This window comes from Empedobacter sp. UBA6305 (assembly GCF_002440405.1).
GTDB lineage: Bacteria > Bacteroidota > Bacteroidia > Flavobacteriales > Weeksellaceae > Empedobacter > Empedobacter falsenii_B.
In genome coordinates, this window is record NZ_DJTP01000020.1 from 1 (window position 1) to 21,705 (window position 21,705).

The following is a 21,705-nucleotide window of genomic DNA, read 5'->3' on the forward strand; positions in this document are numbered from 1 at the left end:
GTTTATAGCCATAAAAAGACAATTGCTGAGAAGCACTAAAACCTCTATTTGGTGCACAAAACTGATGCTCTTTGCAAAATTTAGAGTGATTAATTCTTGTTATTTCACAAACTTCCAACGGCATAATATCAACGATAAAACAATTTTNNTAAATACTACGCTCAATTTTACAACTTAGCGCTTTAGGAAGATTTCGAAATAAATGATTTTCACTATCAATACCCATAAATTTAGCTGTTAAGACAAGATTTATGAGTTATAAATCAAAAAGTTTAGGTCTTCTACGTTGATAAATTAAAAGTGTATCTGTGGATATTTTCGTAGAACTTATAATATTCTTTCATAATTTGTAAGTAAGTTGTTCATTGTAAATGTTTTGTGCTTAAAACAATTTACTGATTTTCAATCAAATGAACAACTTTATTATTTAGTAATCAAAATGCACAACGGGTAAAACTAATATTTTTAATCATAATTTTGATTTAAGTTTTGTAAAAAATCAGCCATATCCTCAATTCGTAATTGCAGCTTACTCCCTACTTTAAGGCAGGATGAAGGCAACATAGTGGCAGTAGAGTGTATACAATACTTTTTTTGGACGGTTGAAAGTTGACAGCAATTCGTCTAAGTTCCCGATACTAAAATCAGAGATTTTCACTCGAACTGACGAAAAGTACAATTGTTTTTCAAGAGTTTTAATTTTGTTGACAGTTCGAGTTGAAAAAAAATGGTGAATCATTACACTCGAGTTTTGTATTTTCACTGTATGAAATGATTAGGCGGTGAATATTTGCTGAATCAAACAAATAGGCAGCGGCTACTTTTGGGTTATGGGCTCGGGAGAGGTTTCGAGAAGCGAAATAAATTAGTAACTAATCTATACTTTCATAATCTTTTTTATCGAGTTGATAATCAATAAACGATACTTTTCTGAGCTTCGCATTTCGTTTTGGAATAATAGGGTAACCTTTGGCTTCGGCAAATACTTTTGTGAATTTTGCGCCGAAATATAGAATTGTTGCAACATAATAAATCCACAACAAAAGAATAACCAACGAACCTGCCGATCCAAAAATGGTAGAATATTTGGAGTTTGCGATATAAATACCAATTAAATATTTTGCAATAAAGAATAGAATCGCCGTAAAAAACGCTCCTACAAAAGCTTGTTTTGCTTTGATACGTGCATCGGGAAGAATCTTGAAGAGAATATAAAATATCAAAATCGAGATTGAAATACTCAATGTATTATTAAGAAGAATAACTGTGGTCTTCGTCATAATGGTATCGAGTTCGAAAAGACTGAAAATTTCTTCTCCAAAACTCATTAATATACTATTTAATATTACTGTTGCTATTAAAACTATTCCTAATGAAAGGATAATCAAAAATGAAAGCCCTCTATTTATTACAAATTTCAACCAAGCTCTACGAGGAACTGCTTCGACACGCCAAATAAGATTGAGACTATCTTGCATATCGGTGAACATTGTTGTAGAACCAAAAATCAAAATTCCGATACCTATATATAAAGCAAGCGAACTATCTCCTGAAATGGTAGAATTTGTAACAAAATTTTGTACAGCTAAAGCGACATCTGGACCAACAATATTTTTAAGCTCATAAAACATTCGGTTTTCGATAGCATCTTTCTTAAAGAATAAACTTGCACTGGAAATTACAATCAGAATTAATGGTGAAAGTGAAAACAATGCGTAATAAGTTAACGAAGCGCTCAATTTCATAATTCGGTCCTCACCAAATTCAACAATTGTCTGTTTTAAAATATTAAAGTAGAATTTTAGTTGCTTCATTAAATTAATTACTTTAGAGATTAAAGATACAAATTCATAAAATCTATAACAAAAAAAAGACCATTCGATGAATGGTCTTTAAAAAAATATATTAAATCTTAGCTTACACTAACATTGTAACAGGATTTTCGATGTACATTCTTAATGTTTGTAAGAATTGTGCACCTGTTGCTCCGTCTACTGTTCTGTGATCACAAGCTAAAGATAATTTCATTGTGTTACCAACTACAACTTGTCCGTCTTTTACAACTGGTTTTTGAATAATTGAACCAACTGATAGGATACAAGAGTTTGGTTGATTGATAATCGATGTGAATGATTCGATTCCAAACATACCTAAGTTTGAAACAGAGAATGTTGATTTTTCCATTTCATCTGCTTTTAATTTGCGATCTCTTGCACGACCTGCATAATCTTTGACCTCAGCAGAAATTTGAGCAAATGATTTTTGATCTGTATTTTTAACAACAGGAACCAATAAACCATCTTCTACAGCAACTGCCACACCGATATTGATATCTCCATGTTGAATAATTTCTGTATCTGTCCAAGTAGAATTAACAGCTGGATGTTTGCGTAAAGCCATTGCACATGCTTTCACAATCATATCGTTGAATGAAATTTTCGTATCAGGCACTGAGTTTAATTGTTTGCGCGCAGCAATCGCATTATCCATATCCAACTCTACATTTAAGTAATAATGAGGAGCTGTAAATTTAGATTCAGCCAAACGTTTAGCGATAACTTTTCTCATTTGAGAATTTGGAATCACTTTATCTTCTCCAGAAACAAAAGTTTGAGCTGGTTTAACTGATTCAGATTTTGCTTCCGCTTTTGGTTGAGCAGATGGTTGATAATTTTCGATATCTTTTTTCACGATACGTCCATTATCACCAGAACCTTTCACCTCTGCTAAATTAATTCCTTTATCTTTTGCAATTGTTTTTGCTAATGGCGATGCAAAAATACGATCAGAAGAAGAAGTTTCTTCAACCTTATTATTTACATCTAATTGTACAACTACTGGTTTTTCGTCATCAACAACTTCTGTAGAAACTGCTGGTGCAGCAACTTTACCTCCGTTTGCTACAATTGCAGAAACGTCAGTACCAGCTTCACCAATAATTGCTAAAACAGAATCTACTGGTGCAGGCTCGTTCACTTTAGCTCCTTGATATAATAAAACACCATCAAATTCTGATTCGAATTCTTGCACTGCTTTATCTGTTTCAATTTCTGCTAAAATATCACCTTCCGCAACTTGATCTCCAACATTTTTGTGCCAAACAACTACAGTTCCTTCTTCCATTGTATCAGAAAGACGAGGCATTGTAATTACTTCCACATTTGCAGGAATTTCTGCAACAGGTTTTGCTTCTTCTGTTTTTGTTTCGCTGGGAGTTGATTTTTCTTCTTTAACTTCAGTCGTAACTTTTGCTCCACCCCCGATTAAACCTGAAATATCTTCTCCTTCATTTCCGATGATTGCTAAAACTTCATCAACATTTGTTGACACTCCTTCTGCAACACCTTGATATAATAATACTCCATCAAATTCTGATTCGAATTCTTGGATTGCTTTATCTGTTTCGATTTCTGCTAAGATATCACCCTCAGCAATTTTATCTCCTACATTTTTGTGCCATTTTACAACAGTTCCTTCTTCCATTGTATCGCTTAAGCGAGGCATTGTAATAATTTCTGCCATGGTTTTTAGTTGTTTTCGATTTTATCTAAGAATGGATAATTTTCTTCTGAATAGATATAATCATACATTACGTGTTCTTCTGGATAGTTAGAGTTTTCTGCAAATTCTGCACATTCTTCTACCATCACTTTTACTTCATCAATAATTGCATCTAATTGTTCTTTAGTTGCCCAATTGTTTACTAAGATATGATTCTCAACATTCAAGATTGGATCTTCTTGTTTGTACTCTTCCACCTCTTCTTTTGTACGATAAGGCTCAGCATCAGACATAGAGTGACCTCTATAACGATATGTACGTACATCTAAGAAAGTTGGTCCATCTCCACGACGCGCTCTTTCAATAGCTTCGTAAGCTGCTTCTGCAACTTTTACAGGATCCATACCATCTACAGGCATACAAGGCATTTCGTATCCTAAACCTAATTTCCAAATATCTTCGTGGTTAGCAGTACGAGAAACAGAAGTTCCCATAGCGTATTGATTGTTTTCGCAAACAAAAACAACTGGTAATTTCCAGTTCATCGCCATGTTAAATGTTTCATGTAATGTACCTTGACGAGTTGCGCCATCTCCCATTAAACAGATTGTAACACCATCGCGATTAAAGAATTTATCACCAAAAGCGATTCCTGCTCCTAATGGAATTTGCCCACCAACGATTCCGTGTCCACCATAAAAATTATGCTCTTTACTGAAAACGTGCATAGATCCTCCTAAACCATGAGAAGTTCCTGTTTCTTTACCACATAATTCAGCCAAAATACGTTTTGGGTCTACACCCAAAGCCATAGGCCAAACGTGACAACGATAAGCAGTAATCACATGATCTACACCAGGTTTCATTGCATGAATAAAACCGGCTGGTAAAGCTTCTTGACCATTGTATAAATGTAAGAAACCTCTAATTTTTTGCTTTAAATATAATGAACGACACTTATCTTCGAAGCGACGCCAAAAAGTCATATCACGATACCATTGTAGGTACGTTTCTTGCGTTAATTTTTCCATAATTGCACAATTCCGTTGGAACAAATTTAAACTAATCTATTTAGTGTACAAAATTGCTACCCTAAAAATTCGTCAGTAAAATGTAATGGAAGCAAATCTTTAGCAGAATTTATCACCAAAACATCACCTTCTTTTCCAGATAAAATAATTTCGATTGGTTGCGATTGTTTCTTTTCAATCTCTAAAATATATTGTCGACACATCCCGCATGGAGGCAATGGATAATTGACATTTGGCGTAGAAACAGCCAATTTTTCAATCTTAATATTTGGGAAGTTTGCATTTACATAAGCCAATAAACCTCTTTCGGCACAAGTTCCGACTGGATACGAAGCATTTTCTTGATTTGAACTCGAAAAAATTTCTCCATTTTCTAATTGAACAGATGCACCAACATTGAAATTAGAATAAGGCGCATATGCATTCAACGAAATATCATAAGCCTCTTCTACTACTTTTTTTTGTTCTGCTGCAAGCTCAGATTTACTCTCGAATCGTTCAAATTCAAAAGAATATTTTTCTTTTTTCATATAGAATTTACACCAAAGTGTATTATTTAATTAATTATTAAATACTTAAATCCTCTCAGCTATTTTATTCAATAGAAAAAGGAAGTAAATTTATAAAAAAATATTTTATGTTAGTGAAAATTTTTGCAAGTGCTATTTTCGGAGTTTCCGCAAAAACAATTATTGTGGAAGTTAATATTGATCAAGGTGTCGGGTATCATTTGGTTGGTTTGCCCGATAGCGCAATAAAAGAAAGTAATTTTAGGATAAATGCTGCACTAAAAAATTCTAATTTGAAATTACCTGGTAAAAAAATCACGATTAATATGGCGCCAGCAGATTTACAAAAAGAAGGTTCTGCCTATGATTTACCAATCGCAATTGGAATTTTAGCAGCTTCGGAGCAAGTAAATTCTGAACAACTCCATAAATTTATAATGATGGGCGAATTATCGCTAGATGGTTCACTTCGACCTATAAAAGGTGCATTGCCGATTGCAATACAAGCAAAAGAAGAAGGTTTCGAAGGAATTATTTTACCCAAACAAAATGCAGACGAAGCAGCTGTTGTAGAAGGAATCGATGTTTTTGCGGTTAATAACATCAGAGAAGTTGTTGATTATTTTAACGAAGAAATCATTTTACAACCTCATCAAGTTAATTTAGATGATTATTTTTTTAGTGAAATGAATAATTATCCTTTCGATTTTGCTGATGTAAAAGGTCAAGAAAATGTAAAACGTGCGATGGAAATCGCTGCTGCAGGAGGACATAACATTATTTTGATCGGTCCTCCAGGAAGTGGAAAAACAATGTTAGCCAAACGAATTGCTTCAATTCTTCCGAAAATGACCGTACAAGAAGCGCTCGAAACAACAAAAATTCATAGCGTTGCTGGAAAATTATCTAACAAATCATTAATTGTAAGTCGTCCTTTTTCTAGTCCACATCATTCTATATCGGATGTCGCCTTAGTCGGCGGTGGTTCTTATCCACAACCTGGAGAAATTTCTTTGGCGCATAATGGTGTTTTGTTTTTGGATGAATTACCCGAATTTAAGCGAACTGTTTTAGAAGTTATGCGTCAACCTTTGGAAGATCGAGAAGTCACAATTTCGAGGGCAAAATTCACTGTGAATTATCCTGCGAGTTTTATGTTAGTAGCTTCTATGAATCCAAGTCCGAGCGGTTATTTTATGGATGATCCAAACAACACTTCCTCTTTAGCGGAAATGCAACGTTATATGAATAAAATTTCTGGACCATTTTTGGACCGAATTGATTTACATATCGAAGTGAATCCTGTTCCGTTTGATGATTTGTCGCAAGAACGTCGTGGCGAAAAAAGTGCTGTGATTCGTGAACGTGTCATTAATGCAAGAAATATCCAGACCAAACGATTTGAAAATACAAAAGTCCATTACAACTCGCAAATGGGACCAAAAGAGTTGGATACTTTTTGTGATTTAGATGATCATTCGAAGCATTTAATCAAAGTTGTTATGGAAAAATTAAATCTTTCTGCTCGTGCGTATGATCGAATTATTAGGGTTGGACGAACAATTGCAGATTTAGATAATTCTGAAACTATTCTTTCAAAACATATTAGTGAAGCTATTCAGTATAGAAGTTTGGATCGAAATCAGTGGATGTGAGTTTAATTATTAATGATGAATGATGAATTATGCGTTATGCAAAAAAAAGGAATCTCTTTCAAGATTCCTTTTCCATTTACTAAAATTCAAATTCACCAACCAAAATTCCTTCGCCGCCAGAATTTGGCTTGTTATTCTGGAAAGTAATCATTTTCTTCACTTGTTTTCCTGAGCTATACATCAAGTAAATCTCTGCCGAAATAGTTGTTGGCCCTGAAATACTCATTTGTCTTTCTCCGAAAAAATTCGTTTCTATTTTATATTTTCCTTTGATCGCTTTTTTTAACATAAATTGTTCTGGTCCGAAACCTTGCGTCACATCCTCACTCATTCGTCCACCAATCGCAGTTGTACGATGTCCGTAAAAACATTTCTCGCCATTTGGATCCGTCACCCACAAATCAATATCGGTCATATCTTTATTCCAATTCATCACCACACGAATATCAACCGGAATATCAACAATGATATCTTTATTAATTTTCGATAAATTCAATTCTTTTCGATGAAGCGAAATCAAATTATTAACTTCAGGAACAATAATCTCCGTAATATCTCGATCACGATTAGCAATTTCTATCAAATAATCGTTGGTCAATACTTTATATAAATGCTCTAAAGCCGATTGATATTGCTCATTATCTTGTAACGACAACGCATAATCTCTATAACTTTGCGCATCAAAAGGTCGCCAATCTAATACTTTTTTCGTGATAAATAATTCTGTTTGATACTCCTCAATTTCTTTCAATTTGTACGCTAACATTTTATACAATTCAGCATCTTCCAAACCTAAATCTGCAATCGAGCTTAAAATTTTAAGACCAGTTTCTTTTTCTTTTTTCTGAAAGAAAAATGTTGCCACATCAAAATAATACGCAGGTGTTTCGGCATAATCTTTTCTCAAATCTAAATAAGTTTGATATGGATTTTTAGACGCTTCTATCAACTTCATGTATTGTTTATCCGATTTTACATTGACTATTTTAATTTCTGGAACCGAAGCTGATGATTCATCCTTCATTTTTTTATCAACAGAATTATTCAAACTTGACGCTCCTCTAATTCTCATATTAGATGTTGTAGTTGGACTTCCTTCAGTTCTAACTTCCATTGCAGCCATAGCTCTTGGTTCTGGCATTACCATATTCACTTGCGCAGTCTCTTCTAAATAAGTTATAGAATCCGTAACAGGCTTTGGATATTTTGGTTTTACATATTTAAAATCTTTCTTCCACCACTCTTTCAATTCCTTTGCTTTCACAATTGCATTTTTCAACAAATCAGCTTTTCGAGTTTCTTTTTGTTCAAAACCTTGTTTCGATAATTTATTAAATTCATTTTGCAATTCCGCTGGTGGATTGATTTTATACTTTACATAATCCGAAACATTTTCCAAAACAATCAAACTTGTATTCGATGTTACAATCGAAAATTGTTTCCCAATTTCTTCAATTTCAGTTTTATTTTGCTCTGGATTCAATTCCAAATAATTCACTTTGCTTTGCGCCCAAATTTTACTAATTTCAAGATTTTGAGTTGATTTACTCAAATCCAATTCTTTGTTGAATTCCACTTTTCCATTTCGTCCAAACATCATCGTTAATTTTGCATTTGGATACTGAGAAATTCCCGCAATCGAAATTCCATTGTTCACATCATTTGTCGAAATTGGATAAACTTCTCCTGCTGTATTATTGATAATTCCTAAGAATTGAACCGAACTTTCATTGATTTGTTTGAACGCATTTTCTACAGAATTTTCATTTAGATTGATAAATTTTCCACCAGCTTTTTGCGCAATCATTTTCAAAACACCATAATTAGAAGTCGGCGAAGACGCAATTGTATAGAAAGATTTATCGATATTAAAAATATTCGAGCCAAAAGATGAAATTCCATCAGAAAACAAAAGATATTCGTCTGCTTTCAGATTTGTTGGAAGAATTTTTGCATAATTTGTTCCTCCATCATATGTCACATTTTCCAAATATTTTTTCAATTCAGACCAATCACCATTTTTAATTTGAAACAATCTCGATTTTTCCAAAGAAATATTCAACAACGAAACTTCAATATTTAGATTTTTTTGTTGAGAAATAATTTTATCTAAAAATTCTAATTCTTTTTGATGATTTCGTTTCAAACCACTTAACGAATTATCCCAAATTATTCCGATATTTTTTGACCAAACTTTTGGTTGAGATTTTGCATCAACCAATAAATTCGCATAAAAATAAACCGAACCATCTACATTTTTCTGAACAAAAGATTCTACATTATTCGGCGATTTTGGAAGATTAATAATTAATGATTTTTTAGGTGTAAAATCTGTTTTCGACAAATTTGCTTCATATATATTACTATTTTCAGAAAAATTGAACGAGCCATCTGGCGTTTCAATTAATTGCGGTTTTTCAGCAGCATTGTACACTTTTGTTGTCAAATTAAACTTCGCAATCTTCTTCGAAGAATCTAATGGCAAATGATATTGATACGACGATTTATCCAATTTCAATTCTTGGTAATATGACAACTGAATCGTACGCGAACCTTTTGCTGGAATCGGAGAAATTCGAGTTCGGAAATTATTTCCTTCTACTTTTTCGATAATTCCAGGATCGACATTTTGCTTCTGAATACTTTCAAAAACCTCAACCGCACGCGCTTTTGTAACGGGAACTGCATTTCGCAATTTTCCATTAATATCAATTGCATATCCATTAACCGTCGTGTTTTCGGGCAAAGGAAAAACTAAATTCCCTTCGAGATTTCGACTTGACGAATTCATAAAAACTAAAGTTGTTGTCGTTTTGGCTAAATTTCCAAAAATCTCAATTTGTACATCCATCGATTGCAAACTCACAGAATTTTCGTCTGGGCGTTCACCGATTTCGATACGCGGAAATCCGATTCGAATATCTTGCGCATTTATTTTTGTAGAAAAAAACATTCCAACAAAAACGAAGAAAAAAGAAAATAACTTTTTCATATTGTTTGATTTGTAAGTTAGATGCAACAAATTACAAAAAGGTTGGTTGATGTGAAAAAGTTTTAAGTGTTGAGTTGTTAGTTATAAGTTTATTTTAGATTTCCCCTTTTGTTGGAATGACATTTACTTGATTTTAGAATTGAATATTTTTTACAAAAATTAGAAATAAATCATTATATTTGATTGAATTACAATTTATAATAAAATGAAAAACATATTATATATAACGGGATTAGTTTTAATATTAACTTCAATTTTATTAATCTTAGAATTTTCTGATTCTAATAGAATGAGCTTAATTGCAGGAATGATTTTGCCAATAGGATTAGCGTTTAACATTTTAGGTTTTACTTTAAAAACTAATCCACTAAAAGAATAAATTTAATATTCTGCCATAAATATTAAATCGAAAAGCCAATTGCTCTTAGAAACAATTGGCTTTTTGATTTACTTTTTTATATCTATTTTCTCTCGCTCTTTATCTTCACTCACTTTGTAAGCTTTCAAGACTTCGCGAACAATCTTGTGTCGAACAACATCTTTATCATCCAAATAAATAAATCCGATATCTTTTACATCTTTCAATATATTAATCGCTTCACGTAAACCAGATTTTTGTTTTGGTGGTAAATCGACCTGACCAGGATCTCCTGTGATAATAAATTTAGAATTTTTTCCCATACGCGTCAAAAACATTTTCATCTGGGCATACGTTGTATTTTGTGCTTCATCAAGAATTACAAAAGCTCCGTCCAACGTTCGACCACGCATAAATGCTAAAGGCGCAACTTCTATCACTCCTTTTTCTGTATAAGACGAAAGCTTCTCGAACGGAATCATATCTTTCAACGCATCGTACAAAGGTTGTAAATATGGATCTAATTTATCTTTCATATCACCTGGTAAAAAACCTAAATTTTCTCCAGCTTCTACAGCAGGACGCGTCATAATAATTCGGCGAACTTCTTTGTTCTTCAACGCTTGTACCGCCAATGCAACAGCCGTATAGGTTTTTCCCGTACCAGCAGGTCCAATTGCAAAGACCATATCTTTGTTGTAAACAGTTTGTACCAGCTTTTGTTGATTAGGCGTTTGAGGTTTGATGATTTTACCATTTACACCGTGTACAATAATTTCGTCTTCTTTTTTCATTTGAAGCATTTCATTATTATCTTCGGTCATAATGATTTCGAGTTCGCGATCAGATAGTCGATTGTATTTGTGAATATGCTGAATTACTCTTTGCATTTTTTGGTCAAATACTTTCAGAACATCTTCATTTCCAAATACTGTCAACTCTCTTCCGCGAGCAACAATCTTTAATTTTGGATAATATTCTTTGATTCTTTTTAGATGTTCATTATTAGCACCATAAAAATCTTGAGCATTAATTTCGGCTAATTCAATATTAATTTCTGTCAAATGAGATTGTTTTTTTGGTTCACTTACACAAAAATAAAGAATAATAAACAATATATTTGCTAATTATTAGAGAATAGTGGCAATTATTACATTAACATCGGATTTTGGAGTCAAAGATTACTTTGTTTCTAGCGTTAAAGGCGCAATTCTAAAGGAATTGGCCGATGTTACAATTGTAGATATTTCGCATCATGTTAATCCTTATGATTTATCTGAAGCTGCCTATATCATTCGTAATTCTTACGAAGAATTTCCTGAAGGAACTATACATATTATTGGGATTAATGCCTTAAGTACGCCTTATCAAAAGCCAATTTGTGCATTAATCAATCATCATTATTTTATTTGTGCAGATAATGGAATTTTATCCTTGATTTGTCAAAAAAATCAACCAGAAGAAATTTACGAAATCACTGCTTATCCAGAAGGAATAGACAGTCTATTTCCAATGAAAAATTGTTTTGTGCCAGTTGCATGTCACTTGGCGCGTGGCGGAGTTCCGGCTCTTTTAGGGAACAAACGTACAGAAATGAAACAATTGAATGAGTTGAAACCAATTTATCGCGATGATAAATATATCATAGGAAATGTGATTTATATTGATCATTTTGGGAATGTTGTAAGTAATATTTCAAAAGATTTTTTCGATGAAATTGCACAAGACAGAAAATATAAAATTTTGCTTCGTCAAAAAGATTTCTCGATGACCGATATTACTGTTATTTATGAGCATTACAACGAAGTTGTACAAGATTTTAACAAAGAAGTGCAAGCTTTTGGGCGAACATTGTGTTTGTTTAATTCGGCAGGATTCTTAGAAGTTACTTTATACAAAAGTAATCCAACGATATCAGGAGGTGCGAATCAGTTAATGGGATTGAAGAAAAACGATACAATTACAATTGAATTTGAAAATTAACGCTGAGAAAATTTAGTATTAGAGAGTTTACAATAACTATATGACTTATAATTATTTAATATACAAAGCAATACACGTTATCTTCGTGGTAAGTTACTTTGCTGGTTTATTTTACATTGTTCGTTTAATGATTTATCATACAGAAACGCAACAAATGGAAGAACCAAAAAAATCAATTTTGCAGGATCAATATACCTACATGGAGAAAAAATTATGGAATGTAATTACCGCTCCTGCTTTGGTTATTTTGATTACAATGGGATTGAATATGCTTTACAAAAATCAAGGTTTGCTGCATATGCCTTGGATGAAAAGTAAATTGGGAATGATAAGTGTTTTATTAATTTATCATTTTTGGTGCTGGCGAACGTTGAAACAAATTCAAAATAAAGTTTTCAAATACACTTCTGTTCAACTGCGAATGATGAACGAATTGGCAACAATTTTATTATTTGTTATCGTGTTTGCTGTGATTCAAAAAACAGATTTTGGTCGAGATTGGTATTGGTCAATTGTCAGTTTCTTTGGTTGTGGTATACTACTTATGCTTATTGTACGTTTAATTAATCGTAATAATAAAAAATAACATGTGGACGATCTTCAAAAAAGAGTTTTCCAATTTTTATTTAGGCTTCACCGCCTATTTAGCAACCGCGACATTTGTTATCGTTTCGGTTTTGTTCCTTTGGTTTTTTGATAACGAATTCAATGTTTTCAATACGGGAAATGCAACTTTAAATAGTTTTTTCTTTGTCGGACCTTGGATTTTTCTATTCATGATTCCAGCTTTAACGATGAAATTAATCGCGGAAGAGCAAGCAAACGGCACATTATTGTGGTTATTTACACTACCTATAAAAAATAACCAAATTATTTGGGGCAAATATTTAGCAGTCGTTTCAGTTGTCGTTTTTTGTCTGCTTTCAACTTTCTTGTTCATCATTACGTTGCAAGAATTTTTGATGCCTGAACAAGAATTAGATTACGGAACAATTTTTTCTGGCTATTTAGGACTTTTCTTTTTAGGAAACTTATTCGCCGCAATTGGTTTATTTACCTCTTCTATTACCAAGAATCAAGTAATGGCTTATGTTTTGGCGGTTTTCTTTTGCTTCATTATTTTTTATGGATTCGAAAGTTTAGCGTCTTATAATTTACTTGGTTCGATGGATTTCTATGTTCAAAAAATTGGAAGTTTTACACATTACAACCAGTTTTTGAAAGGAATTATTGACACACGAGATTTACTTTACTTTTTGATTTTGATTGGAATTTTAAATCAAATTTCAATCGTTAATCTTGAAAATAAAAAATAGTGCCATGAAAAAATTAAACAAAAAACATCTAATTACTTTCATCGCATTTATCGCGCTTTTTATCATCGCTCAATTTGTTTACACACGAATTGACATGACGAAAGACAAACGTTTTACGTTAACTTCTACAACAGAAAAGTTAGTAGAAAATGTAAAACAACCGCTTAAAATTGAAATTCTTTTGGGTGGAGATTTAACGGGCGATTACAGAATTTTGAAAAACGAAATTCAGTTTTTATTAGACGAACTTCGCGAAAAAAATAGCAATATTTCTTATTCTTTTATTGATCCTGTCGATTTAGGACAAGCCGAATTAGAGCAAAATAAATTGACTCCAGTTCCGATTAAAACCGACAAAGGAATTTTGAATGTTTATCCGTACGCAAAATTAACTTACGGCGACAAATCGACTTATATGGAGGTTTTGGTCAATGACCCTTCTACTCCATTTGATAAATTAGCGTTGGCTTCAACAGAAAAATTAGAATATTTATTTGCCGAAAAAATTCAGAAAGCAACCAATTTTGAGCGCAAAAGAGTTGGTTTTATCGTTCATCATGACGAATTACCAGAAGCTAATATTCAAGGATTAGGTTCTGCTTTGTCAGAAAAATATGATGTTGAGATCTACCTTAATCCAATTGCAAACAAATCGTTTACTTTACAACCTTCTGATTTGGATAGTTTGAAACGTTTTGATGCGTTAATTATCGCAAAACCTACATTACCTTTTTCTGATATGGATAAATTGGTTTTGGATCAATATATCATGAATGGTGGAAAAATGATGATGGCTGTGGAAACTGTCGATGCTGAAATGGATTCTATTTTCCGAAGTGGAAAAATCGTTGCTTTTCCAAGAGATTTGAAGTTAAATGATTTCTTATTCAATTATGGTGTTCGCATTCATCCGGCTGTTATAAAGGATATGAATGGGGCGCAAATTGTTTTGGCTGATGGTGAAACGGCAGGAAATACAAGTTACAATTATTACAATTGGCCTTATTTTGAGTTAGGAATTAAAGGAGAAGAAAACCCAATTACAAGTTCAATCGATCCTGTTTTATTCCAATTTGCAAATCCAATCGAATTACTAAAAAATCCAAATATTAAGCAAACGGTTTTATTGAGTTCTTCTGAACAATCAAGTTTGAAACCTGCTTTAAATTATATTCAATTAAACGAAGTTGAAATCGAGAATCCTGAAGAATATAAAATGGGAAAAATTCCGATGGCAGTTTTGTTAGAAGGTAATTTCAATTCGGCTTATGCTTCGCGTTACGAACGTAAAGAATTTCCGAATTTCAAACCGAAAACTACTGACGGAAAAATGATCGTTATTTCGGACGGAGATGTTTTGAAAAATGCTTTGTGGAGAGGAATTCCGATGCAATTAGGAGAAAATAAATTTTCGGTTCGTCCAGATAATCCAGACGGAAAACCGAAAACATACGCCAACCAAACATTTGTAATGAATGCGATGGATTATTTATTAGGTGATTCTGATTTCTTGGCTCTACGTAATCGTAAATTAGAGATTCCTTTGTTGAGCGAAACAACTGTTTTACAAGAAAAATCTACTTGGCAAATGATTAATCTACTTGTTCCAACTGCTATTATTGCTTTATTAGCTGGAATTGGATTTTGGATTAGAAAGAAAAGATATTCTTAAAAAAACGAATTTCGAAGCTCGAGTTTAGAAATTAATAAAATGCAATAGGGATTGAAGTGGAAATCCTTTTTTGATAACTAAACGAAGTCGAAGTTTGAGAAAAAGATTGCAACGAAAAGCCCGCCCGAAGGGATTGCCCAAAATTAAAAAAACCTCAAGTAAATAACTTGAGTTTTTTTTAGTTTTAAATAAAAGAATTACCTATTTTTAATTCACACTAATATGAATTAAAATTTAATGAACAATCTATATAAATTTATTTTAACCTTATTACTAACCTTTACAATTCCTATTTTATTATATAGTCAAATTCACGTAAAAGAAACTTCTACTGGAAATGGCTCTGGAGCTAATTGGAATAATGCTATCTCATATGAAAATTTAACTAATAACATAAATTCAATAACTAATAGAAATACAAACATTTCAATAAAATTATATCAAGGTAATTTCTCTGCTAGGAATGTTATTGATTTTCGCGGTTTTTTTAAAGTTGAAATAACAGGTGGTTATATATATGAAATTGATCCAGAAACAGGTGGTTGGTTAGAAAGAACTGGTAATGAAACAACATCGGTTATTAATGGTCAAAATGCAACAAAGCTGTTTAAGTTTGAAAATAATTTAGAAGTAACATTAAAAAATTTCACTTCTAAAAATGCTAATTCTACATCATTAACAGAAAAAGGTTCTTCTGCTTCTTTTATTAATTCTCCTAATCTAACATTGAATTTAGAAAATATTATTTTTGCAGAAAACAATTTATCTAATACAAGCTCAGTTTATATAAATAATATAAATGAAATAAAAACCGATTTTGTCCAATTTAATGACAACAGGGCTATAAACAATTCTACAAATAATGGTAGTGCTTTTTATATAGAAAATGTAAATAAAGTAACTTTAGAAAATACCACTTTTAAAAATAATTCTTCATCTTCAAATGGTGCTGCTTTATATTTGAAAAATCTTGATAATGTAAAAATTGAACAAATTGTTGGTAATAATACTTCGAGTACTGATGTTTATAATTTTGAAAATAATATAAGTTTAGAAAATGGTGGAGCTATCTATAATAATAATAGTAATCTAACTTTAACTGCTATTTATTTCAAAGAAAATGAAAGTAGAAAAAATGGTGGAGCTATTTATAGCACACCAAACTCTAAAAACTATCTAAATAGAATTCATTTCATTGGAAATAAAGCAATAATTGGTGGAGCTATTTATAATGAAAGTAATTCAGATTTTAAAATTATTAGCTCTTTATTCTATAATAACAGAGCGTCTAATTATGCTGGTGCTATATTTAACAAAAAAAATCTTCTGATTACTAATGCAACTATTGTAAATAATTCTAACTCTGCTATCGTATATGCTCAAAATTCTAAAAATATCATCTATAATAGTATTTTCTATATAAATGGGAGAACAGGCAACTTAAATAAAGACATTTCTTCTGAAATATTAAATGATAATTCAGCTACAAATGATATCCAAAATAATATTGTAGAGGATTACTCTACCGCAAATAACATTAGAGGAAATCCTAAATTTGTAAATGACAATTCTGATTTTACTCTACAAATTTCTAGTCCAGCTTTCAATACAGGAAGTGAACGTTTATTTCAACAAATCGCAGGAGGTGCTACTTCTCTTTTTCATGATATTGACAAAAGAAATAGATATTATGGATTATCTGTAGATATGGGTGCTTATGAATTAACTTTTGATATCAATACACTTTTTCCTGATTGTCCAAATATTATATCTCCATATGATAATGAAGAAAATGTTATTTTGAAACCTAGTCTTAAATGGGAAAAAATAAATAATGCTAATCAATATAATTTAATAATTCAAGAAGATAATCAGAGTGATCCAACAATTCAAACTGATGTTTTAGATAATTCCACACCAAGCAATAATACTATTACATTTTCTCAAATAGCAAACGATTTAACACCCAACACTTGGTATAATGTAAAAATACACCCAGAAAATACATTAATAGGAATGAAACGTGAAACTTGTCCTGTTTTTAGATTTAAAACAATGGATGTACCTACCATTCCAAATTGTACAACAGCAACATTACCTGCAAATGGAGAATCAAATGTTTCATTAAATCCGACAATTAAATGGAATAAAATCGCAAATGCCACTTCCTATCAATTAATCATTGGAACATCCCAAAATGGAAATGATATTTTGGAAATAAATTTAGGTAACGTTGATACATATACTATTTCTACTTCATTATCTTATAATATGACTTATTATGTAAGAGTAATAGCAATTAATAATATTGGTCCTGCAATATCTTGTTCTAATATTTCATTTACTACTTTACTACCTCCTGATCCGTGTGAAAAAGTTAAACTATCATTAAAAATTACAAAAAATGAAGTTACAGTAAATGTTACTAATGCTAATCAACCTATTAAATACCGAATAGATAATGGACAATGGACGACATCCAACACATTTACTGATGTTTCTAAAGGCTTACATAAAATCGAAATACAAACTGCTGAAGGTTGTATTAAAGAGATATTATTTGAAATCCCCAATTTTTATAATTTCATCTCGCCAAACAATGATGGAAAAAATGACGAAATTGATTTTTCATTCCTTAAATTAAAAGAAAAATCTTCTGTTTTAATCGTTGATCGTTTCGGAAAAACTGTATTCAAAGACAATGGAGAAAATAATTTTATTTGGAAAGGAAAACAAGCCAACGGAATGAACTTACCAACAGATACTTATTGGTATTATTTAGAATGGAATGAACTAAATTCTGAAACAAAAAACAAATTACAAGGCTGGATTTTACTCAAAAATAAATAACAAAAAAAACCTCTCAAATTCTGAGAGGTTTTTATATGTAAAGTTGTGACGATTTTACTCTAAGTGCATAAACGCTTTTTTACTCAAAAGGCGCTCTTCGCTTTCTACGTGGTTATCATCAGGCACACAACAATCCACCGGACAAACTGCCGCACATTGTGGTTCTTCGTGGAAACCTTTACATTCAGTACATTTATCGGGAACAATGTAATAAACCTCATCACTCACAGGATCTTGCACCGCATCAGCGTCAAAAGTTGCGCCGTCTACGTTTACAATTGTTCCGCTAAGAGAAGTTCCATCAGAATATTTCCAATCTACCGCAGCTTCATAAATCGCGTTATTTGGACATTCTGGCTCACAAGCTCCACAATTTATACATTCATCTGTAATAATTATAGCCATTGTATCTGTTTTTTTATTTCCTACATTTGCAACTACAAAATTACATTTAATTTTCAGAAAAAATGACATTTGAACAAAGGATTTCAGCATTTAACGAATTGGGGCAGTTTTTTAATTTTATTATAAATAATGATTCGATTAAAGACACAGAACTGACAGAAAAATTCGAGAATTGGAAAGAAGAAGCTGAATATGCAGTGAGCGATGCAGAAGCCTACAACAATTGGTTTACAAAAGATAATATTACGTTAGCCTTGAAAAGTTGGGCAGAAGCTTTAACGGAAGAAAATTTATTGGCTTGGTCGAAAGATTATCCTTTTGCTGAAACGCAAAAAAATGTCGGAATTATCATGGCTGGGAATTTACCTTTGGTTGGTTTTCATGATTTACTTTCTGTTGTTATTTCTGGAAATAATTCGTTGATTAAAACTTCGTCTAAAGATGATAAATTAATCAAATTAGCGATAAAATATTTGTATTCGATTGATGAAAATTTCAAATCGATTATTCAAACTGTTGAACGATTAGAAAATTTTGATGCAGTTATTGCAACTGGAAGTAATAATACGGCACGCTATTTTGAACAATATTTTGGTAAAGTTCCTAACATTATTCGTAAAAATAGAACTTCAGTTGCTGTATTAAATGGTTCGGAAACTGATGAAGAGTTGAAAAAATTGGGTAACGACATATTTATTTATTTTGGATTAGGTTGCCGAAATGTGACGAAACTTTATGTAAAAGATGAAGCGCAATTACCAAAAATATTCGAAGCTATTTTTTCATGGGGCGATGTGATTAATCATCCTAAATATGCAAATAATTACGATTACAATCGTGCAATATTTTTGTTAGGAAAAGATGAATTTTTAGACAATAATTTTGTTCTAATGAAAAAAGATACAGCTTTACATTCTCCTATTGCAGTTGTAAATTTTGAAGTTTATGAAGATGTGAATGATGTAAAAAATTATTTGATCGAAAATGAGAATCAAATACAATGCGTGGTTGGAAACGATATGAAAGACAATTCGAATTATGTTGAATTTGGGCAAACTCAATTTCCGAAATTAACTGATTATGCCGATAATATTGATACGCTGAAATTTTTGGCGGAGTTATAAATATTAGAAAGCTAAAATTTATACTTATTAAAAACAATTAATATGTCTTGTTGAACTCGTTTCAACATCACAGTCAAATTATAAATAAACAAAAAGAGAATNNATTCTCTTTTTGTTTATTTATTAAAATGTCGCTGCTCCTGCAGTTTCATTTTCTAATTTTCGATTGATACTTGTTTTCTTACCTGTAGCAAAATCAAAACTCAAACCAACGACAAACATCGATTTGTTGTTCCAAATTTTTCCTACACGAGAATAATCCACATATTGTTTATCCATCGTTTTTTGCTTGTAAGTCGACGGCATTCCAATCCAATACATTCCAGTAGAAAAAGTCCAATTATTGTATTTATAACTTGCAAAAGCATGGTTCATGTTTTCTTGTGTGTACAACAAAGCTCCGCCTAATGTGTAATACGGAATATTAAATTGATAATCTACACGAAAGTTTTTGTAAACAGATGATAATGCAAAATAATTTCCGATATAATCATTCTTCAAAATTCTACCATCTTTCGTTTTGAAACGTTCTGTTGCTGGCGCTACATTCACTTTTACAGTTAAAATATCTGTTCCAAAAGGTTTGATAGAACCTGTAATTTGAACACCGTAACGTTGCGAATTTTGAGCATTCTCGTAGGTTAATTTATATCCTTCTACATTTCCATTTATGATATTTTGCAAATACAATTGATTAATTGGATCTTTTGTATAATGATAAAATGCATTTGTATTTAAATCAAAATATTTTGAATTGAAAGAGTAAATCAAATTATTTCCAAACGATTTCTGAATGGTTAAATACGGATTTCCTTCTTGTGTAATGTTTTCTACAACCTGAATCACGTTTTTACTCAATGCCGAATTCCAAGGACTGGTTGGTTTGTATGAACTCGAAAAACGTAAATTTTGATTCTTCGCTAATTCATAACCCAATACTAATTTTGGTGTAAACGTCCACGTATCTGTGTTTGTATCTTCATTCTTGTTATGAACATTCGTTAATCCAACACCCAAACGATATGACAACTTTTTCGCTTTTCCAGAATATTCAGAATAGATATATTGTTCTAAATAATTTACTTTATTATTCGAAGGACCATTTAAGTTTTCTAATTTATTATCAATTGAATTATTCGAAATTCGATAACCAGAATTTAATTTTCCTTTCTCGAAACTATGTGTATACGCTATTTCTCCTACAATTCCTTTTTGATCAGCTTCTAAATTTGTCAAATAATTATATTGTTCAGCACCAGAAATTGTTTCCCATTCGCGCGTTTCGTCAATCGATTTCGTTGTATACATCGATCCAACTACATTTAAACTTAACTCATCTTTCTTTCCTAATTTTCTCGAATAATAAAGATCTAATGTTGGTTTTGAATAATTAGAATTAGAATGTTTATAGGTTGAATGATTGTTTAATAAACTATTTTGATAGAACAAACTTGTTCCATTCGCATAAGCAAAACTCGAACTGATATTCATATCCAACTTTGCTTGAAAAGCATATTTATCCGAATCCGAATTGGTATATCGCAATGCAATTGTTTGATCCGTATATCCAAAATATTCGTTGCGCTGATTTTCTGTTCTGTAATGAATATTATTTAAGTTATAATCATAAATATTCATCGAAGTACGATCTTTATAATCTCTCAGATAAATGTTATACTCTAATCCAAAGTTACTTTTTCCTTTCGTAAAATTCGCATAAGCAGAACCATTTATAAAACCTGTTGTAAACGCCGAAGTGAGATCCGCACCATATACATAACCATTTTCTGGATTACGCGTAATCAAATTCACCACTTGATCTGCACGATTTGCATAACGCGCTGGCGGAATATCAAAATACTCAACACGCACCACATCTTGCGGTTTCACAGCACGAATTTGATTATCTGTTGCCTCAATTCCATTAATCAATAACAAAGTCGTTCCACCTTTTGTACTTTGTATCGTATTCGAAATTGGATCAACTTGTAATTCTGGTAACGTATTTAACAAATCTTTTGCGTAACGCGCTTTTTCCAACGCTTCTTTATCGAAGGTATAAACTGTTTTGTCCGCAAACATTTTTTTGCGTTGCGATTGAACTAAAACTTCTTTTATTTCGATTGGATTATAGTCGGTTGAGTCCTGCTTTTCATCTTGTCCAAAAGCAAAAATTCCTGATAATGTAACAGCAAGTACAAAAAATTTCTTCATGGTTAATTCTTCTATTAAGAGTTAGTGTATATTTATATGACGCATGAAGAACAAATAAGTTACATAAGAATTGCAATTATTTTTGATAACTTTAC

General features: G+C 31.7%; 16 protein-coding genes and 1 pseudogene. 8 read left to right on the plus strand and 9 right to left on the minus strand.

Annotated features, from left to right (window positions below):
- The 5 genes and pseudogenes from B3M86_RS13940 to B3M86_RS05105 form a co-directional block, all read right to left on the minus strand.
- A pseudogene (locus B3M86_RS13940) lies at positions 1 to 366 on the minus strand (IS982 family transposase); the annotation flags it as partial.
- A gap of 506 nt (positions 367 to 872) precedes the next feature.
- Positions 873 to 1,814, minus strand: coding sequence for a YihY/virulence factor BrkB family protein (locus B3M86_RS05090; protein WP_038337079.1), 942 nt, complete (start codon positions 1,812 to 1,814; stop codon positions 873 to 875).
- A 103-nt stretch (positions 1,815 to 1,917) separates the two neighbouring features.
- Positions 1,918 to 3,522, minus strand: coding sequence for a pyruvate dehydrogenase complex dihydrolipoamide acetyltransferase (locus tag B3M86_RS05095; protein ID WP_125349668.1), 1,605 nt, complete (start codon positions 3,520 to 3,522; stop codon positions 1,918 to 1,920).
- A gap of 5 nt (positions 3,523 to 3,527) precedes the next feature.
- Positions 3,528 to 4,532, minus strand: coding sequence for a pyruvate dehydrogenase (acetyl-transferring) E1 component subunit alpha (gene pdhA / locus B3M86_RS05100; RefSeq protein ID WP_125349669.1), 1,005 nt, complete (start codon positions 4,530 to 4,532; stop codon positions 3,528 to 3,530).
- A 56-nt stretch (positions 4,533 to 4,588) separates the two neighbouring features.
- Entirely contained in the window at positions 4,589 to 5,062 is a 474-nt protein-coding gene (locus B3M86_RS05105; RefSeq protein ID WP_038337075.1) for a cytidine deaminase, read from the minus strand.
- A 107-nt stretch (positions 5,063 to 5,169) separates the two neighbouring features.
- On the opposite strand from B3M86_RS05105, the gene B3M86_RS05110 reads away from it, so the two are divergent.
- The gene (locus tag B3M86_RS05110) at positions 5,170 to 6,696 is read left to right on the plus strand and encodes a YifB family Mg chelatase-like AAA ATPase (protein ID WP_291075695.1); all 1,527 of its coding nucleotides are present in this window, start codon (positions 5,170 to 5,172) and stop codon (positions 6,694 to 6,696) included.
- Positions 6,697 to 6,775: 79 nt separating this feature from the next.
- Here B3M86_RS05110 and B3M86_RS05115 read toward each other — a convergent pair whose 3' ends face one another.
- Positions 6,776 to 9,688 (minus strand): VIT domain-containing protein, encoded by a 2,913-nt coding sequence (locus B3M86_RS05115; RefSeq protein ID WP_291075697.1) that lies wholly within the window; start codon positions 9,686 to 9,688, stop codon positions 6,776 to 6,778.
- 205 nt (positions 9,689 to 9,893) lie between these two features.
- Between B3M86_RS05115 and B3M86_RS05120 the strand changes: the two genes are divergently transcribed.
- The gene (locus B3M86_RS05120) at positions 9,894 to 10,067 is read left to right on the plus strand and encodes a hypothetical protein (RefSeq protein ID WP_180905924.1); all 174 of its coding nucleotides are present in this window, start codon (positions 9,894 to 9,896) and stop codon (positions 10,065 to 10,067) included.
- A 68-nt stretch (positions 10,068 to 10,135) separates the two neighbouring features.
- Here the strand turns inward: B3M86_RS05120 and B3M86_RS05125 are convergent, their stop codons facing one another.
- Positions 10,136 to 11,110 carry a PhoH family protein gene (locus B3M86_RS05125; protein WP_038337083.1) on the minus strand — a complete coding sequence of 325 codons (975 nt, stop codon included), beginning with the start codon at positions 11,108 to 11,110 and terminating at the stop codon, positions 10,136 to 10,138.
- 76 nt (positions 11,111 to 11,186) lie between these two features.
- Between B3M86_RS05125 and B3M86_RS05130 the strand changes: the two genes are divergently transcribed.
- The 5 genes from B3M86_RS05130 (at position 11,187) to B3M86_RS05150 (ending at position 17,867) form a co-directional block, all read left to right on the plus strand.
- The gene (locus tag B3M86_RS05130) at positions 11,187 to 12,029 is read left to right on the plus strand and encodes an SAM hydrolase/SAM-dependent halogenase family protein (protein WP_135835240.1); all 843 of its coding nucleotides are present in this window, start codon (positions 11,187 to 11,189) and stop codon (positions 12,027 to 12,029) included.
- Between the two features lie 40 nt (positions 12,030 to 12,069).
- Positions 12,070 to 12,615, plus strand: coding sequence for a CopD family protein (locus tag B3M86_RS05135; protein ID WP_038337072.1), 546 nt, complete (start codon positions 12,070 to 12,072; stop codon positions 12,613 to 12,615).
- Position 12,616: 1 nt separating this feature from the next.
- Positions 12,617 to 13,345 (plus strand): ABC transporter permease subunit, encoded by a 729-nt coding sequence (locus tag B3M86_RS05140; protein ID WP_180905923.1) that lies wholly within the window; start codon positions 12,617 to 12,619, stop codon positions 13,343 to 13,345.
- 4 nt (positions 13,346 to 13,349) lie between these two features.
- On the plus strand, positions 13,350 to 15,017 hold the full coding sequence (gldG, locus tag B3M86_RS05145; protein WP_244958008.1) for a gliding motility-associated ABC transporter substrate-binding protein GldG: 1,668 nt from the start codon (positions 13,350 to 13,352) through the stop codon (positions 15,015 to 15,017).
- 237 nt (positions 15,018 to 15,254) lie between these two features.
- Positions 15,255 to 17,867: a gliding motility-associated C-terminal domain-containing protein gene (locus B3M86_RS05150; RefSeq protein WP_286495368.1), complete on the plus strand. Its 2,613-nt coding sequence runs from the start codon at positions 15,255 to 15,257 to the stop codon at positions 17,865 to 17,867.
- A 54-nt stretch (positions 17,868 to 17,921) separates the two neighbouring features.
- On the opposite strand, the gene B3M86_RS05155 is transcribed toward B3M86_RS05150, so the two are convergent.
- Entirely contained in the window at positions 17,922 to 18,272 is a 351-nt protein-coding gene (locus B3M86_RS05155; RefSeq protein WP_114999046.1) for a 4Fe-4S dicluster domain-containing protein, read from the minus strand.
- Between the two features lie 62 nt (positions 18,273 to 18,334).
- Here B3M86_RS05155 and B3M86_RS05160 point away from each other — a divergent pair, with 62 nt between their 5' ends.
- Positions 18,335 to 19,396 (plus strand): acyl-CoA reductase, encoded by a 1,062-nt coding sequence (locus B3M86_RS05160; RefSeq protein WP_286495367.1) that lies wholly within the window; start codon positions 18,335 to 18,337, stop codon positions 19,394 to 19,396.
- Between the two features lie 123 nt (positions 19,397 to 19,519).
- On the opposite strand, the gene B3M86_RS05165 is transcribed toward B3M86_RS05160, so the two are convergent.
- Positions 19,520 to 21,610: an outer membrane beta-barrel protein gene (locus B3M86_RS05165; RefSeq protein ID WP_286495366.1), complete on the minus strand. Its 2,091-nt coding sequence runs from the start codon at positions 21,608 to 21,610 to the stop codon at positions 19,520 to 19,522.
- Between the last annotated feature and the right edge of the window lie 95 nt (positions 21,611 to 21,705).